The organism is Bradyrhizobium sp. WSM4872 (assembly GCF_055811715.1).
Genome location: NZ_JBVVPT010000009.1, coordinates 247,529 through 262,583, shown reverse-complemented (window position 1 = coordinate 262,583; position 15,055 = coordinate 247,529). Strand labels below are relative to the sequence as shown.

The window sequence follows — 15,055 nt, the reverse complement described above, 5'->3', positions numbered from 1 at the left end:
GTCCGACCATCGCGCAGGGAAGGCCGAGTGATTGGCACCACCTGTATGCTGCTGTGCGGTTTTCCTGCGTGTGCTTTCGCGCAGCGGACCGCGGGTGCGAGGTCAGCACCCGGCCTTCCCTGCGCCCTCTTGGAAAAGAGGGGGTGGAATGACCAGGCAAAGCTCGGGCGAAACGCGCCGCGAGAACGCGAAACTGTGTCTGCGACTACACACTCCCTGTCATCGCCCGGCTTGACCGGGCGATCCAGTATTCCGAGACAGTTATGAGCGAACCGAGAAGCCGCGGCGCACTGGATTCCCCGCTTTCGCGGGGAATGACAGTGGTGCTGGGAGGACGAAGCCGTCACCTCATACTCCGTCGTTGCGAGCGCAGCGAAGCAATCCAGCCTGCCGCTGCGGAGGGATGCTGGATTGCTTCTGCCTTCGCTAAAGCTTCGGCGACAAGTCGCTGCGCTCGCAATGACGATGTAGAGAGAATGTCCGCCAACCTCTCCTTGGGATAATGAGTCCTGGCCTTCGCCAGGACGACGCCGGAGTTGGTGGCGATCAGTTCGACCCAAACCCGATCACAACCAAGTGTCTTCCAAGCGTCTTTATTCGGAAACAATCATTCCCTATTATCTCGCAATGCAAAAAGCCGCCCGCAAATCCCGGTCCGTCGCCCGTCCGCCCGGCCGTCCTCGCGAGTTCGACATGGATACTGCGCTCGACAGGGCCGTCCGCGTGTTTTCCGAGCGCGGTTATCATGCCACCTCGATCAGCGATCTCACCGCGGCGATGCGGCTGGCGACCGGCAGCGTCTACAAGGCGTTTCGCGACAAGCATGCGGTGTTTCTCGCCGCCTTCGAGCGCTACGTCGCGTTGCGCCAGGAGCAGACGCGCAGCGCGGCGGCGAAAGGCGCCAATGGCCGCGAGCGGCTGCGCAACCTGCTGCTGTCGTATGTGGAGCATTCCCAGGGCAGCGAGGGGCGGCGCGGCTGTCTCGTGGTCGGCAGCGCGGTCGAATTGTCCGCGGTCGATCCGGTGGTGGCCGCCCTCGTCAGCGCGCGGCTGGAAACCAACGAAACCTTCATCGCCGGCCTCATACGCGAGGGGCAGGCCGACGGCTCTATACCCCGCCATGTCGCCGCCGACGACACCGCGCGGCTGATGATCTGCATCACGCAGGGTCTGCGCGTCGTGGGCAAGGCGCGCCTCGCGCTCGATGGCAAGCGCCTGGTCGCCGTCGCGATGAAGCTGCTCGCCTGAATTTTTTGTCATATTAGGGAACAAGCGTTTCCTATAGTTCGGAGACCGTGTGAATGACGATGAATGCCACGATCGAGACCGCGCCGGATCCGGACGCGGTGTCGCAGCGCCTGACCTTCGTGCTTGCCGCGGCCTGTGGCATGGTCGCCGCGAACATCTACTACGCCCAGCCGCTGATCGCTCCGATCAGCGCCGCGCTGGGCCTGTCGCATGAAGCGGCGGGGCTGATCGTCACCATGACGCAGATCGGCTACGGCGTGGGGCTTCTCTTCATCGTGCCGCTCGGCGACCTCGTCGAGAACCGTACCCTGATCTGCTCCGTCATCGCGCTCGGCGCGGCAGCCCTGCTCGCCGCGGCGTTGGCGTCCCACGCGCTGCCGTTCCTGATCGCCGCGCTGTTCATCGGGCTCGGCTCGGTCGCGGTGCAGATCATCATCCCCTACGCGGCGCATCTGGCGCCGGCAGCCATTCGCGGCCGCGTCGTGGGCAACGTCTCGACCGGCCTGATGCTCGGCATCATGCTGGCGCGGCCGGTGTCGAGCTTCGTCACGGCGATGCTGTCGTGGCACGCGGTGTTCTTCTGCTCGGCCGCGCTGATGATCTTGCTCGCAGCCGTGCTCTGGATGACGCTGCCGAAGCGCAAGCCGGTGGCGCGCATGCACTACGGCGCGTTGCTGCTGTCGATGCCGCATCTGGTGCGGGCCACGCCGCTGCTGCGCCGCCGCGCGCTGTACCAGGCGAGCCTGTTCGGCGCCTTCAGCCTGTTCTGGACCGTGGCGCCGCTGCTGCTGGCGAGCGAATTCGGCTTCACCCAGCGCGGCATCGCGCTGTTCGCGCTCGCCGGTGTCGCCGGCGTGTTCGCGGCCCCGATCGCGGGGCGGCTTGCCGATCGCGGCCATAGCCGCATGGCAACGCTGGTCGCGCTGCTGCTCGCGGCCGTGGGCTTCCTGATCACGCATGTCGGCGCGCCCGGATCGGTGCTGAACCTCGCCTGCCTGGTCGTGGCCGCGATCGCGATCGACATCGGCGTGCAGGGCAACGTCGTGCTCGGCTTCCGCGCGATCTTCGCGCTGGGGCACGAGCACCGCAGCCGCCTCAACGGCCTCTACATGGCGACGTTCTTCACCGCGGGCGCGGCGGGCTCGGCGGTCGGCGCCTGGGCGTTTGCGCAAGGCGGCTGGACGCTCGCATCGGCCATTGGACTCGCGCTGCCCGTCGCAGGCCTGGTCTATGCGGCCACTGAGTAGCGGCCGCGGTCGTCTAAATTGTGCGATTCGGCCCGTTTACCAAGGCCGTCCGGCCGGCAATTTCCGCCTCGCAGTTTCCCTGCCGCTGTAGTACTTTGGTCGCAAGCGGGCCTGGTTAACGGGCGGCAGGGGGAGGCTGATGAGGCGTGCGGAGCTGGTTGGCGTAGCGCGGATACGACCTTGGTCGTGGCAGGCGTTTCTACTTGGTTTCGTCGTTGTCGCAATGTCGGCTGCGCTCCAGGGCGCCTGTGTCGCGCTCGGCGCAAAACTCTATTTCGCGGCGTTCCTGCCCAGCCTGTTCGTGCTCGGCATTGTCGCGGGCGCACCGGCGGCGGCGTTCGCCGCGGTGCTCACCATTCCGCTGGTGTGGTGGGCGTTCATGCCGCCCTTCTTCGAGTTCAATTCGCTGACCAATGCGCATGCCGATTCCATCAAGCTGTTCTGCCTGCTCGCCGTGCTGGTGATCGGCCTTGCCGATCTCTGCCGTGCGACGATGGCGATCATCAGCCGCGGCGGGTTGAAGCCGCGAAGCGAGAGCGCGGCAACGAATTCGCAATAGATCGGCACCCCGCGGCCGCGCGCGTTGCGCGCGGGCAACAGTCCGGAAACCATTCGCGCGCTTGCCGAGTGGCGCTAACTTTTCGAAAAAGATTTGGCCGCAATTTCTCCCCCGGGAATGACGAGGGAGTTTTCGGACATGAACGGCCAAATCACCGGTCACGCCATCTTGGAGAACGTGCGCCGCTACCGCGGAATCGCATCGCTCTATCGCCAGACCGCTGCATTCCGCCCGGGCCAGAGCTGGTCGCTGCTCGAGCAGGCGAAGGATTGGGAAGCGCGGGCGCTGCTGGAGCTGGAAGCCTATTTCGCCGCGCGGATGGATTACGCTGCTACGCGTGCGGCCTGATCGTTAACCATCGGCGCGGCCTTGGGCAGGTCCGCCGAAGTGGCGGTCGTCGGGCCGCGTACGGAGACCACGGGGCGATTACGGAGTTCTCTCGACGCCCGTCTGTGCTAGCAACGTCCCGACCGAGACATCCCAATTCGGCCGGGGCAAGCGATGACCACCTTCAACCGCATCTTCACGACCGAGCGCCTGCTCCAGATCATCGTCATTCTCGCGGCCACGGTCGCGATGAAGCTGATGGGCTGAAATTCGACGGGCTATCGCGCGCCGAGTTCGGGCAATTCGGGCAGATAGTTCGCCCCCTCCGATCCCAAGAAATCGAACATCGCCTGCGCCGGCGGCAACAGCACCTTGTCGCTGCGGCGGATCACGTACCATTGCCGCACGATCGGCAGGCCCGCGACGTCGAGCACGATGAGCCGGCCCTCGGTGAGCTCGTGCGCCACGGTGTGGGCCGAGATAAAGGCGATGCCCAGCCCGGCGATGACAGCCTGCTTGATGGTCTCGTTGCTGCTCATCTCCATGCCGATGATCGGCTCGAGATCGGACCTCTGGAACATGCCTTCCATCAGTGTCCGCGTGCCCGAGCCGGGCTCGCGGGTGAGGAAGGTCTCGTGCACGAGGTCGGTCAGGTTGAGGCCGGAATCCTTCTCCAGCCAGTGCCCCTTGCGCGCGACGATGATGTGCGGATTGCGCCCGAGCTGACGGACGTCGACGCTGACATCGGCCGGTGGCCGACCCATCACCGCGAAATCGAGGTCGTAGCCGTGCATGGCCCCGCGGATCTCCTCGCGATTGCCGACCGTGAGCTTGATCTCGATCTTCGGATACCGCTTCGAGAATGCCGCGATGGCGTGCGGCACGAAATATTTTGCGGTCGAGACCGCGCCGAGATGCACTGTGCCGCCGGTCCGCCCCGCGAGCAGGTCGAGCGCGCCCTGGCAGTCCATGATCGCAGCTTCGACGCGCTCGGCGAGGCTAAGCACCTCCTTGCCTGCCTCCGTCAGCAGCATACCGTCGCCGGTCCGCTGCAGCAGCGGCAGGCCTGCGAGATCCTGAAGCTGGCGCAGTTGCTGGGTCACGGCCGGCTGCGTCAGGCCGAGTTGGGTCGAGGCTGCCGTGACGCTGCCCTTGGCCGCGAGCGCCGCGAGCGAGCGAAGCTGCCGGATCGTTAGATGCCGGAGCTGCGCCGCTGAGTGGGCATTATAAGATAATTCTTTGGCGCTCATTATGAATAGAAATTTTCCTTATTAAGCCGCCCCTGTCAATCTCATCGTTGTTGGCACTGACCGCATCGGACCTCCAGCGGGGAGGGAACTGGATACGGCACCAGCAAGGGGATGGACGCAGATGACCGGGCAACTCAGGCTGGACGACCACCTTCAGCGGTATTCCGAAACGGCACCGGATGCGCTGGCCGTGGCGGCCGCGGTCGACGCCATCGCGGCGGCCGCGATCGAGATCGCCGATCTCATCGCCACGGGAGACCTTGCGGACGCCTCGGGCCTGACCACCGGCCGCAACAGCGACGGTGATGTCCAGCGCGATCTCGACGTGCAGGCGGATGCGATCCTGCGCCGCTGTCTCGGCAAGCTGCCGATCGCGGCGCTGGCATCAGAGGAGATGCGCGAACCGCAGATCGGCGACCGCAAGGCCAAGATCTGCGTTGCGATCGATCCGCTCGACGGCTCCTCCAACATCGACATCAACATGACCGTGGGCACGATCTTCTCGATCCTGCCCGCGCCCGACGATCTCGCGCTCGCCTTCCATCAGCGCGGCTCGGCGCAGCTCGCGGCGGGGTTCGTCACCTATGGTCCGCAGACCTCGCTGGTGCTGACGCTTGGCGAGGGCGTCGACATCTTCACGCTTGACCGCAAGTCTGGTTGTTTCCGTCTCGCGCGTAGCGCCGTGCAGATCTCCGAGACCTGCGAGGAGTTCGCGATCAACGCCTCGAACCGGCGGCATTGGGAACAGCCGGTGCGCGCCTTCGTCGACGAATGCCTCGCCGGTGTGGAAGGGCAGGCCAACCACAATTTCAACATGCGCTGGGTCGGCTCGCTGGTTGCCGAGGCCTATCGCATCCTCACCCGCGGCGGGGTGTTCCTCTATCCCTCCGATGCACGGCCAGGCTACGGCGGCGGCCGCCTGCGCCTCGTCTACGAGGCGCACCCGATGGCTTACATCGTCGAGCAGGCCGGCGGCTCTGCTTCGACCGGGCGCGAGCGCATCCTCGAACTCTCGGCGCAGAGCCTGCATCAGCGCGTGCCGCTGATCATGGGCTCGAACAACGAGGTGCAGCGCGTCGAGGAACTGCATTGCGATCCCTTGCTGGTCGCCAGCGTCTCTGCACCGCTGTTCGCGCGGCGCGGCTTCTTCCGGCTGTAAGCGAGGCATCCCATGTCCAGGAAGCATCCGATCATCTCCATTACCGGCTCCTCCGGCGCCGGCACCACCTCGGTCAAGAAGACCTTTGAGCAGATCTTCTTCCGCGAGAAGGTCAACGCCGCTTACATCGAAGGAGACGCCTTCCATCGCTATGATCGCGCGGAAATGCGCACGCAGATGGCGAAGGAGGCCGATCGCGGCAACAGGCATTTCAGCCATTTCAGCCCCGAGACCAATCTGTTCGAGGAGCTGGAGCGGGCGTTTCGCGACTATGGCGAGACCGGCACGGCGACGACGCGGCACTACGTCCACGACGCCGAAGAATCCGCGCTGCATGGCGCCGCACCCGGCACCTTCACCGAATGGAAACGACTGCCGGAGAGCTCCGATCTGCTGTTCTACGAGGGCCTGCATGGCGCGGTCGTCACCGACAAGGTCAACGTCGCGCGCTATGCCGACCTCAAGATCGGCGTCGTGCCCGTCATCAATCTCGAATGGATCCAGAAGTTGCACCGCGACCGCAGTGCGCGAGGCTATTCGACCGAGGCCGTCACCGACACCGTTCTGCGGCGGATGCCCGATTACATCCACTACATCTGCCCGCAATTTTCCGAGACCGACATCAATTTCCAGCGCGTGCCGACGGTGGACACCTCCAATCCGTTCATCGCGCGCTGGATCCCGACGCCGGACGAATCGATGGTCGTGATCCGCTTCAAGAATCCGCGCGGCATCGACTTTCCCTATCTGCTCTCGATGCTGCCGCAAAGCTGGATGTCGCGCGCCAATTCGATCGTGTGCCCCGGCGCGAAGCTCGACCTCGCGATGCAGCTGATCCTGACGCCGCTGATCATGCAGCTGATCGAGCGCAAGCGAAACCTGAAGTGAACGAGGGGAGGATCCGATGAACATCTCCGTCCACGCCGACGCGGACCTTACCGCGGTCACACACAACGATCTCGCCAACGCGGTGCGCTTTCTCGCGGTCGACGCCATCGAAGTCTCGCAATCCGGCCATCCCGGTCTGCCCATGGGTATGGCCGATGTCGCGACCGTGCTGTTCTCGCGCTTCCTGAAATTCGACTCGGCTCACCCCCATTGGCCGGACCGCGATCGCTTCGTGCTGTCGGCGGGCCATGGCTCGATGCTGCTCTATGCATTGCTCCATCTCACCGGCGGCGACCTCAGCCTCGATGACATCAAGGCCTTCCGGCAATGGGGTTCGAAGACGCCGGGCCATCCGGAATATGGCCATACGCCGGGCGTCGAGACCACGACCGGTCCGCTGGGGCAGGGGATTGCGACCGCGGTGGGCATGGCCCTCGCGGAGCGCATGGCGAATGCCCGGCATGGCGAGGGACTCGTCGATCACTTTACGTATGTGATCGCCGGCGACGGCTGCCTGATGGAAGGCATCAGCCAGGAAGCAATCTCGCTCGCCGGCCATCTCGGGCTCGGCCGCCTGATCGTGCTGTTCGACGACAACGGCATCTCCATCGACGGCCCGACCTCGCTTGCGACCTCCGACGACCAGCTCGCGCGCTTCGCCGCCTCCGGCTGGTCGGTGCGTCGTGTCGACGGGCATGATCCCGAAGCAGTTGCGCAGGCGATTGCCGAGGAGCGTGAGAGCGCAAGACCGTCGTTGATCGCCTGCCGCACCATCATCGGCTATGGCGCGCCGGATCGCCAAGGCACCGAGAAGGCGCATGGCGCGCCGCTCGGCGCTGAACAGACAGCGGCGGCGCGGCGAACGCTCGGCTGGGACTATCAGCCCTTCGTGGTGCCTGTCACGATCCTGAAGGCGTGGCGGATGATCGGGCAGCGCGGGCAGGTCGCGCGTCTCGCCTGGCTCGATCGCTATGAATGCGCGACGCCCGAGCAGCGCGACCTGTTTATCGAGGGCAAGGCGGTTGCCCTGCCGAACGCCTATGCCCAGGCCTCGGCGAAATTGCGCGAACGCTTTGCCACCGAGCGTCCGAAGCTCGCGACGCGGCAGGCGTCGCAACAGGTCCTCGACGGCATCGCAGGGACGATTCCCGGATTTGTCGGTGGCTCGGCAGATCTGACGCATTCGAACCTGACGCATGCCAAGGCGCAGACCCCGGTCAAGCGCGATGCGTTCGCCGGAGATTACATCCATTACGGCATCCGCGAGCATGGGATGGCGGCCGCGATGAACGGCCTCGCGCTGCACGGCGGCTTCATTCCCTATGGCGGCACCTTCCTCGCCTTCTCCGACTACAGCCGCCCGGCGATCCGCCTCGCGGCCTTGATGGGGATCCGCGTCATTCATGTGATGACCCATGACTCAATCGGCCTGGGTGAGGACGGCCCCACGCACCAACCGGTCGAGCATCTCGCAGCGCTCCGCGTCATTCCGAACCTGCTTGTGTTCCGGCCGGCCGACGCGGTTGAGACGCTGGAAGCATGGGACTGCGCGCTCCAAGCTGAAAATCGTCCCTCCGTGCTGTGCCTGTCCCGTCAGGCTCTGCCGACCTTCCGCAGCGATGTTCGCGGAAGAAACCGCGTCGCACGCGGCGCCTATCTGATTGTTTCGCCGGACGGCGGCCGCGACGTGACACTGATCGCAACGGGTTCGGAAGTGTCTATTGCGCTGGAAGCCGCTCGCCTGCTCGCCACCGAGCACGTGCGCGCGGCCGTGGTCTCCGCGCCCTGCTTCGCGTTGTTCGAGGAGCAGCCGGAGGATTACCGCGCCGCTGTTCTCGGCACCGTGCCGCGCGTCGGCATCGAGGCGGCCGTGGCGGGCGATTGGTATCGCTGGATCGGCACTGACGGCGAATTCGTCGGCATGCGCGGCTTCGGTGCCTCGGCGCCTGCACCCGTGCTCTACCGCGAATTCGGCATCACGCCGCAAAGCGTTGCAGAAGCCGCCCGGCGAGCGATTGCCCGCGCGGGCAAGCAATAACAGGAGGAATTGTCGTGGCCCGTATCACCCTTCGTCAGCTACTCGACCACGCCGCCAGTCACGGCTATGCGGTGCCGGCGTTCAACATCAACAACATGGAGCAGGGTATCGCGATCATGCAGGCGGCGGCCGAGGTCGATGCGCCCGTGATCATCCAGGCTTCGCGCGGCGCGCGCAGCTATGCCGGCGACCTCATGCTCTCGCACATGATCGACGCGCTGGAGCGGACCTATCCGGACATCCCGCTCTGCATGCACCAGGACCATGGCAATGACGAGGCGACCTGCGCGTCCGCGATCGCCCATGGTTTCACCTCGGTGATGATGGACGGCTCGCTCAAGGCCGACGCCAAGACCGCGGCCGATTATGACTACAATGTTGCGATCACTAGCCGCGTCGTCGATCTCGCTCATTGGGTCGGCGCTTCCGTCGAAGGCGAACTAGGCGTGCTCGGCTCGCTCGAGCATGGCGGTGGCGAACAGGAGGACGGTCACGGTGTCGAAGGCAAGGTCAGCCACGACCAGCTGCTGACGGATCCCGACCAGGCGATCGACTTCGTCCGCGCCACCAAGGTCGATGCGCTCGCGATCGCGATGGGCACCTCGCACGGCGCCTACAAGTTCAGCCGCAAGCCGGACGGCGACATTCTGGCGATGCGGGTGGTCGAGGAGATCCACCGTCGGCTGCCGAACACGCATCTCGTGATGCACGGCTCTTCCTCGGTGCCGCAGCCGCTCCAGGACATGTTCAACCAGTTCGGCGGCGAGATGCCGCAGACCTGGGGTGTGCCGGTCGAGGAGATCGTCCGCGGCATCAAGAGCGGCGTGCGCAAGGTCAATATCGACACCGACTGCCGGCTGGCAATGACCGCGGTGTTCCGGAAAGTGGCCGCGCAAACGCGATCCGAGTTCGATCCGCGCAAATTCCTCAAGCCCGCGATGGATGCAATGCGCGAGCTCTGCCGCGACCGCTTCGAGCAGTTCGGGACCGCAGGCCACGCAAGCCGGATCAAGGTCGTTCCCTTGAGCGAGATGGCGCGGCGTTACCGCGCCGGCGAGCTCGATCCACGCATTGGCGCTCGCGAGCCAGTTGCGGCCTAATCATTCAGAGAGAGAAGAGCAGGAGAGAGCCATGAATGCACATGCAGGAACCGTCCGCGGCAAGGAAAGATATCGCTCGGGCGTGATGGAATACAAGCGCATGGGCTATTGGGAGCCTGACTACGTGCCAAAGGACACCGACGTCATCGCGCTGTTCCGCGTGACGCCGCAAGAGGGCGTCGACCCCATCGAGGCGTCGGCCGCAGTCGCCGGCGAATCCTCGACCGCGACCTGGACGGTGGTGTGGACCGATCGGTTGACCGCCGCCGAGAAGTATCGCGCGAAATGCTACCGCGTCGATCCCGTGCCGGGCACGCCGGGCTCGTACTTCGCCTACATCGCCTATGATCTCGACCTGTTCGAGCCTGGTTCGATCGCCAACCTCTCGGCCTCGATCATCGGCAACGTGTTCGGCTTCAAGCCGCTGAAAGCGCTGCGGCTGGAGGACATGCGCTTCCCGGTCGCTTATGTGAAGACGTTCCAGGGACCGGCAACCGGCATCGTGGTCGAGCGCGAGCGGCTCGACAAGTTCGGCAGGCCGCTGCTTGGCGCCACCGTGAAGCCGAAGCTCGGGCTTTCGGGCCGCAATTACGGCCGCGTCGTCTACGAGGCGCTGAAGGGCGGGCTCGATTTCACCAAGGATGACGAGAACATCAACTCGCAGCCCTTCATGCACTGGCGCGACCGCTTCCTCTATTGCATGGAGGCGGTGAACCGCGCGCAGGCGGCCTCCGGTGAGGCGAAGGGCACCTACCTGAACATCACCGCGGGAACGATGGAGGACATGTACGAGCGCGCCGAGTTCGCGAAGGAGCTCGGATCGTGCATCGTCATGATCGACCTCGTGATCGGCTACACCGCAATCCAGTCGATGGCGAAATGGGCGCGACGCAACGACATGATCCTGCATCTGCATCGCGCCGGTCACTCGACCTACACGCGGCAGAAGAGCCACGGCGTCTCGTTCCGCGTCATCGCCAAATGGATGCGGCTCGCGGGCGTCGACCACATCCATGCCGGCACGGTGGTCGGCAAGCTCGAAGGTGATCCGAACACCACGCGCGGCTATTACGACGTTTGCCGCGAGGACTTCAACCCGACCAGGCTCGAACACGGACTGTTCTTCGACCAGTCCTGGGCGAGCCTGAACAAGATGATGCCGGTGGCCTCCGGCGGCATCCACGCCGGCCAGATGCACCAGCTGCTCGACCTGCTCGGCGAGGACGTCGTGCTCCAGTTCGGCGGCGGCACCATCGGCCATCCCATGGGCATCGCGGCCGGCGCGATCGCGAACCGTGTGGCGCTGGAAGCCATGATCCTCGCCCGCAACGAAGGCCGCGACTACGTCCACGAAGGTCCGGAGATCCTGGCAAGGGCGGCCGAGACCTGCACGCCGCTGAAAGCCGCGCTCGAGGTCTGGAAGGACGTCTCTTTCAACTATGAATCCACCGACACGCCGGACTTCGTGCCGACCGCGCTCGAAACCGTTTGAGGAGATTTGACATGAAGCTGACCCAAGGCTGCTTCTCGTTCCTGCCGGATCTGACCGACGATCAAATCACCAAGCAGGTGCAATATTGCCTGACCAACGGTTGGGCCGTGAACATCGAGTTCACCGACGATCCGCATCCCCGCAACACCTATTGGGAGATGTGGGGCCTGCCGATGTTCGATCTCCAGGACGCCGCCGGCGTGATGATGGAGCTCGCCGAATGCCGCAGAGTGTATGGCGACCGTTACATCCGGCTCAGCGGCTTCGATTCCAGCCATGGTTGGGAATCGGTGCGGATCTCGTTCATCGTCAACCGCCCGCCGCAGGAGGCCGAGTTCGAGCTGGTGCGGCAGGAGGTGGGCGGCCGTGCGATCCGCTACACCACCATGCGCCGGCAGCCCGCGCACGCGCCAACCTAAGTCATTCTCCTCCGCGCGGAGCACTCCCTGCTCCGTTTCCTTGGCGGACCACTGCTTCGCCGCTCCCCCGCGGCGAAGCCCTTTTCTTCGAGGTGCCGATGCTGGATGTTCCCCACGCAATGACCACTGAGCCCGGCGAGACCAGTTTCGATCTCCGCAAGGAGGCCGAAGCGGCCGGTATCACCGGCACGCTGCAGCAGCTCGAGCAGGAGCTGATCGGATTGAAGCCGGTGAAGAACCGCGTGCGCCAGATCGCGTCGCTCCTGCTGGTCGAACGCATCCGGCAGCGTGCCGGATTGGCTTCGTCGCCGCCGACGCTGCACATGTCGTTCACCGGAAATCCCGGCACCGGCAAGACGACCGTCGCGCTTCGCATGGCAAAGATCCTGCACGGACTCGGCTTCGTGCGGCGCGGGCAGGTGATCTCGGTGACGCGCGACGATCTCGTCGGCCAGTATATCGGCCACACCGCGCCGAAGACCAAGGAGATCCTGAAGAAGGCGATGGGCGGCGTGCTGTTCATCGACGAGGCCTATTATCTGCACCGTCCCGACAACGAGCGCGACTACGGCCAGGAGGCGATCGAGATTCTGCTGCAGGTGATGGAAAACCAGCGCGAGGATCTCGTCGTGATCCTTGCCGGCTATGGCGAGCGGATGACGAGCTTCTTTGCGTCAAACCCCGGCTTCCGCTCGCGCATCGCACATCACATCGACTTTCCGGACTATGCGCAAGCCGAGCTGCTCGTCATCGCCGAGCTGATGCTGAAGGAACGGGGCTATCGCCTCTCGGCGGCGGCGCGCGAGGCTTTCGAGAAATACATCGCGCTGCGCCGGACCCAACCGTTCTTCTCGAATGCGCGCTCCATCCGCAACGCCGTCGACCGCATCCGCCTGCGGCAGGCCGATCGCCTCGTATCCGATCTCGATCGCATGCTCGAGATCGCCGACCTCGAAACGATCGATCCCATGGATGTCCTGGCGAGCCGCGTCTTCAGCGGCGGGGCGGACGCGCAGAGGAGTACGAAGCCATGACGAGAGAAATCCTCATCGCGCCGTCGATCCTGGCTGCGGATTTCGCGCGCCTAGGCGAGGAGATTGTAGCGATCGACGCTGCGGGCGCCGACTGGATTCACTGCGACGTCATGGACGGGCATTTCGTCCCGAACATCAGCTATGGCGCGGACATCATCAAGGCGATCCGGCCACTGACGAAGAAAATGTTCGACGTGCATCTCATGATCGCGCCGGCTGATCCCTATCTCGAAGCCTTCGCGAAGGCCGGAGCGGATGTCATCACGGTGCATGCCGAAGCCGGTCCGCACCTCGATCGCTCGCTCCAGGCCATCCGCGCGCTCGGTAAAAAGGCCGGTGTCAGCCTGTGTCCCGCCACTCCCGAAAGCGCGATCGAATATGTGCTCGATCGTCTCGACCTCGTCCTGGTGATGACGGTCAATCCGGGTTTTGGCGGCCAGTCCTTCCTGGAGTCCCAGCTCGAAAAGATCGGGCGTATTCGAAGCATGATCGGCGACCGGCCGATCCGGCTCGAGGTTGACGGCGGCATCACGCGCGACAATGCTGCTGCCGCGGCCGCTGCGGGCGCCGATACGCTTGTAGCGGGCTCGGCTGTTTTTCGCGGCAAGAGCAGCGCGGATTATGCCGGCAACATCGCGGCTATCCGCGCCGCTGCGGAAGCCGGCAGGGTTCCGAAGCTGCAACATAGTTTGCCGCAGACGATCCGGCCCGGTGAGCCCGCACTCATCCGGTAGACTACCGGATACAGGCGGAGCGAGCCCGCACCGCAATGGTTGTGCCAGGGCGTGCCACTTTGGAGCGGAGACATACGGAGGATGACCCAGAACCCCTAGCCATGGCCTGCGGTAAGGTTCCGAAGCGTTGAGTTCGCGAGGATTTGGAACTTTCGCCTGAACACGCGTTTGCCTAAAAAGCGAATCGAGCGCGCGGCGGGCGCAGCAAATCTTTTGCACAACCGCCATCGCCCTGACGCAAATAAGGGCAATAAGCTCTGTGAATGCGAGGGAGGGTCTCATGGATAACGTACGTCGCTACCGCGCGCTAGCGTCCCTCTGTCGTCAGCAGGCCGCCTACCGGCCGCTCCAGAGCTGGGAACTGCTCGGGCAGGCCGAACATTTCGAATATCTCGCAGAAGTCGAACTCAAGGCGCATTTCGACGCGTGCAATGCGCCACACGACGAGGACGGCATCGAGGCCACGGGGTGGGAGAGGCCCGCCGCGGCGTGACGGTCCAACTTGTTCGAACATACCCTGAACTTGCCGATGCCGGCACCGCTCAAGGACGCGGTTGTCAGCCCGAACGTCAGCTTGTGACCGGCCCGACCTGGATCGTCCCACGATTAATGCGACATCAGCGTCGGGACCGTCATGGCTTCCAGCATGGCGCGGGTGACGCCGCCGAGGAACCGCTCCTGCAATCGCGAATGGCCGTAGCCGCCCATGACCAGAAGATCCAGGTTCTCATCGGCTGCCAGCGACAGTATGGTCGGCTGAATGTGAGAGCGCGCGGCCGACAGGTTGACGGTGCGGGTCGACAGTCCGCGCCGCCCGAGGTGCCTCGCCAGATTGCGCGTCGAGACTTCGTCGGGAACCATATCTGTTTCGTTGATCGCAATGATCACGATCTCCTCGGCGCGGGCCAGGAACGGTGCGGCGTCGCGCATGGCGCGCGCGGCGAGGCGGCTGCCATCCCAGCAGATGCCGATCCGTTTCGCCTTGAACGCTCCATGGAAGGTGTAGGGCAGGAAAAGCACCGGGCCGCCCGCTTGGAACAGGATCTCGCGGGGCACATCGTTGTCGAGTGAGCCTTGCGCCGGATCCGGCTGGAGCACGATGCTGAGATCGTGCAGCCGCGCCATCTCGCCGAGCAAGCCGACCGCATCCCCCGGCATCGTCCCGAGCGGGTGGCATGTGTAGGAAATGCCGGCGTTCATCGCTTCGCTCTTGAACACCGCGAGCGCGGCCTCGGCCCGCTCCACTGCGCTTTCGCGCTCCATCTCGAACACCGCCGCCACGGCAGCGCCGCCCTCCATCACGTAGGCCGCACTGGTTGCCACATAACCAACCGCGACTGCATCGAGATGGGCGTTGAGGCTCGCTGCGAGCGAGATCGAGCCGTCGATCACCGGGCGCATCGGGCGCTCGGTGGGGATATGGACGAGAATGTCTTTGTACATGACGTGCCTCCGATGGACATCATCCGGTGGCCGCAGTCTTTCACGGTTCGCAGGGCCCGCGTTGAGCTGCATCAAACGTGCAGCCTCGAGTTTTTGACCTTCGCCGGCCCCAGCCAC

15 protein-coding genes are annotated in these 15,055 nt (G+C 64.7%); 13 read left to right on the top strand and 2 right to left on the bottom strand.

The annotated features are described in order from the left end of the window. The first annotated feature begins 627 nt into the window (after window positions 1-627). The 4 genes from AC0L3C_RS15925 to AC0L3C_RS15910 all read left to right on the top strand — a co-directional run bounded on the left by AC0L3C_RS15925 (window position 628) and on the right by AC0L3C_RS15910 (window position 3,402). On the top strand, window positions 628-1,248 hold the full coding sequence (locus AC0L3C_RS15925) for a TetR/AcrR family transcriptional regulator (protein WP_473408428.1): 621 nt from the start codon (window positions 628-630) through the stop codon (window positions 1,246-1,248). A 53-nt stretch (window positions 1,249-1,301) separates the two neighbouring features. After that, window positions 1,302-2,495, top strand: a complete 1,194-nt coding sequence (locus AC0L3C_RS15920; protein WP_473408422.1) for an MFS transporter — start codon at window positions 1,302-1,304, stop codon at window positions 2,493-2,495. A 139-nt stretch (window positions 2,496-2,634) separates the two neighbouring features. After that, window positions 2,635-3,054, top strand: coding sequence for a DUF4118 domain-containing protein (locus AC0L3C_RS15915; protein ID WP_473265129.1), 420 nt, complete (start codon window positions 2,635-2,637; stop codon window positions 3,052-3,054). Between the two features lie 138 nt (window positions 3,055-3,192). Next, entirely contained in the window at window positions 3,193-3,402 is a 210-nt protein-coding gene (locus AC0L3C_RS15910; RefSeq protein WP_007594851.1) for a hypothetical protein, read from the top strand. A 257-nt stretch (window positions 3,403-3,659) separates the two neighbouring features. On the opposite strand, the gene AC0L3C_RS15905 is transcribed toward AC0L3C_RS15910, so the two are convergent. Next, a complete protein-coding gene (locus tag AC0L3C_RS15905; RefSeq protein ID WP_473408421.1) occupies window positions 3,660-4,631 on the bottom strand; it encodes a LysR family transcriptional regulator in 972 nt (323 codons plus the stop codon). A gap of 121 nt (window positions 4,632-4,752) precedes the next feature. Between AC0L3C_RS15905 and AC0L3C_RS15900 the strand changes: the two genes are divergently transcribed. The 9 genes from AC0L3C_RS15900 to AC0L3C_RS15860 all read left to right on the top strand — a co-directional run bounded on the left by AC0L3C_RS15900 (window position 4,753) and on the right by AC0L3C_RS15860 (window position 13,988). Further along, window positions 4,753-5,790, top strand: coding sequence for a class 1 fructose-bisphosphatase (locus tag AC0L3C_RS15900; protein ID WP_473281508.1), 1,038 nt, complete (start codon window positions 4,753-4,755; stop codon window positions 5,788-5,790). A 12-nt stretch (window positions 5,791-5,802) separates the two neighbouring features. Continuing rightward, window positions 5,803-6,678: a phosphoribulokinase gene (locus AC0L3C_RS15895; RefSeq protein ID WP_063993396.1), complete on the top strand. Its 876-nt coding sequence runs from the start codon at window positions 5,803-5,805 to the stop codon at window positions 6,676-6,678. A gap of 16 nt (window positions 6,679-6,694) precedes the next feature. Then, window positions 6,695-8,716, top strand: a complete 2,022-nt coding sequence (gene tkt, locus AC0L3C_RS15890) for a transketolase (protein ID WP_473408420.1) — start codon at window positions 6,695-6,697, stop codon at window positions 8,714-8,716. Window positions 8,717-8,730: 14 nt separating this feature from the next. Further along, window positions 8,731-9,816, top strand: a complete 1,086-nt coding sequence (fba, locus tag AC0L3C_RS15885) for a class II fructose-bisphosphate aldolase (protein ID WP_473408419.1) — start codon at window positions 8,731-8,733, stop codon at window positions 9,814-9,816. Window positions 9,817-9,847: 31 nt separating this feature from the next. Then, window positions 9,848-11,308: a form I ribulose bisphosphate carboxylase large subunit gene (locus AC0L3C_RS15880; RefSeq protein WP_247356948.1), complete on the top strand. Its 1,461-nt coding sequence runs from the start codon at window positions 9,848-9,850 to the stop codon at window positions 11,306-11,308. An 11-nt stretch (window positions 11,309-11,319) separates the two neighbouring features. After that, complete coding sequence (locus tag AC0L3C_RS15875; RefSeq protein ID WP_473265135.1) at window positions 11,320-11,727, top strand: ribulose bisphosphate carboxylase small subunit; 408 nt, start codon at window positions 11,320-11,322, stop codon at window positions 11,725-11,727. A 98-nt stretch (window positions 11,728-11,825) separates the two neighbouring features. Next, window positions 11,826-12,761: a CbbX protein gene (gene cbbX / locus AC0L3C_RS15870; protein WP_473408418.1), complete on the top strand. Its 936-nt coding sequence runs from the start codon at window positions 11,826-11,828 to the stop codon at window positions 12,759-12,761. Further along, a complete protein-coding gene (rpe, locus tag AC0L3C_RS15865) occupies window positions 12,758-13,495 on the top strand; it encodes a ribulose-phosphate 3-epimerase (RefSeq protein WP_473408417.1) in 738 nt (245 codons plus the stop codon). Before cbbX ends, rpe begins: the two co-directional genes overlap by 4 nt. Before the next feature lie 280 nt (window positions 13,496-13,775). Beyond that, a complete protein-coding gene (locus AC0L3C_RS15860; protein WP_473265138.1) occupies window positions 13,776-13,988 on the top strand; it encodes a hypothetical protein in 213 nt (70 codons plus the stop codon). Between the two features lie 113 nt (window positions 13,989-14,101). Here AC0L3C_RS15860 and AC0L3C_RS15855 read toward each other — a convergent pair whose 3' ends face one another. Then, window positions 14,102-14,938, bottom strand: coding sequence for a universal stress protein (locus tag AC0L3C_RS15855; RefSeq protein ID WP_473408416.1), 837 nt, complete (start codon window positions 14,936-14,938; stop codon window positions 14,102-14,104). Window positions 14,939-15,055 lie beyond the last annotated feature (117 nt).

Excerpts from the sequence above, each read along its gene's own strand:
- AC0L3C_RS15925 (WP_473408428.1), top strand. The coding sequence starts at position 628 with ATGCAAAAAGCCGCCCGCAAATCCCGGTCCGTCGCCCGTCCGCCCGGC.
- AC0L3C_RS15920 (WP_473408422.1), top strand. The coding sequence starts at position 1,302 with ATGACGATGAATGCCACGATCGAGACCGCGCCGGATCCGGACGCGGTG.
- AC0L3C_RS15915 (WP_473265129.1), top strand. The coding sequence starts at position 2,635 with ATGAGGCGTGCGGAGCTGGTTGGCGTAGCGCGGATACGACCTTGGTCG.
- AC0L3C_RS15910 (WP_007594851.1), top strand. The coding sequence starts at position 3,193 with ATGAACGGCCAAATCACCGGTCACGCCATCTTGGAGAACGTGCGCCGC.
- AC0L3C_RS15905 (WP_473408421.1), bottom strand. The coding sequence starts at position 4,631 with ATGAGCGCCAAAGAATTATCTTATAATGCCCACTCAGCGGCGCAGCTC.
- AC0L3C_RS15900 (WP_473281508.1), top strand. The coding sequence starts at position 4,753 with ATGACCGGGCAACTCAGGCTGGACGACCACCTTCAGCGGTATTCCGAA.
- AC0L3C_RS15895 (WP_063993396.1), top strand. The coding sequence starts at position 5,803 with ATGTCCAGGAAGCATCCGATCATCTCCATTACCGGCTCCTCCGGCGCC.
- tkt (WP_473408420.1), top strand. The coding sequence starts at position 6,695 with ATGAACATCTCCGTCCACGCCGACGCGGACCTTACCGCGGTCACACAC.
- AC0L3C_RS15880 (WP_247356948.1), top strand. The coding sequence starts at position 9,848 with ATGAATGCACATGCAGGAACCGTCCGCGGCAAGGAAAGATATCGCTCG.
- AC0L3C_RS15875 (WP_473265135.1), top strand. The coding sequence starts at position 11,320 with ATGAAGCTGACCCAAGGCTGCTTCTCGTTCCTGCCGGATCTGACCGAC.
- cbbX (WP_473408418.1), top strand. The coding sequence starts at position 11,826 with ATGCTGGATGTTCCCCACGCAATGACCACTGAGCCCGGCGAGACCAGT.
- rpe (WP_473408417.1), top strand. The coding sequence starts at position 12,758 with ATGACGAGAGAAATCCTCATCGCGCCGTCGATCCTGGCTGCGGATTTC.
- AC0L3C_RS15860 (WP_473265138.1), top strand. The coding sequence starts at position 13,776 with ATGGATAACGTACGTCGCTACCGCGCGCTAGCGTCCCTCTGTCGTCAG.
- AC0L3C_RS15855 (WP_473408416.1), bottom strand. The coding sequence starts at position 14,938 with ATGTACAAAGACATTCTCGTCCATATCCCCACCGAGCGCCCGATGCGC.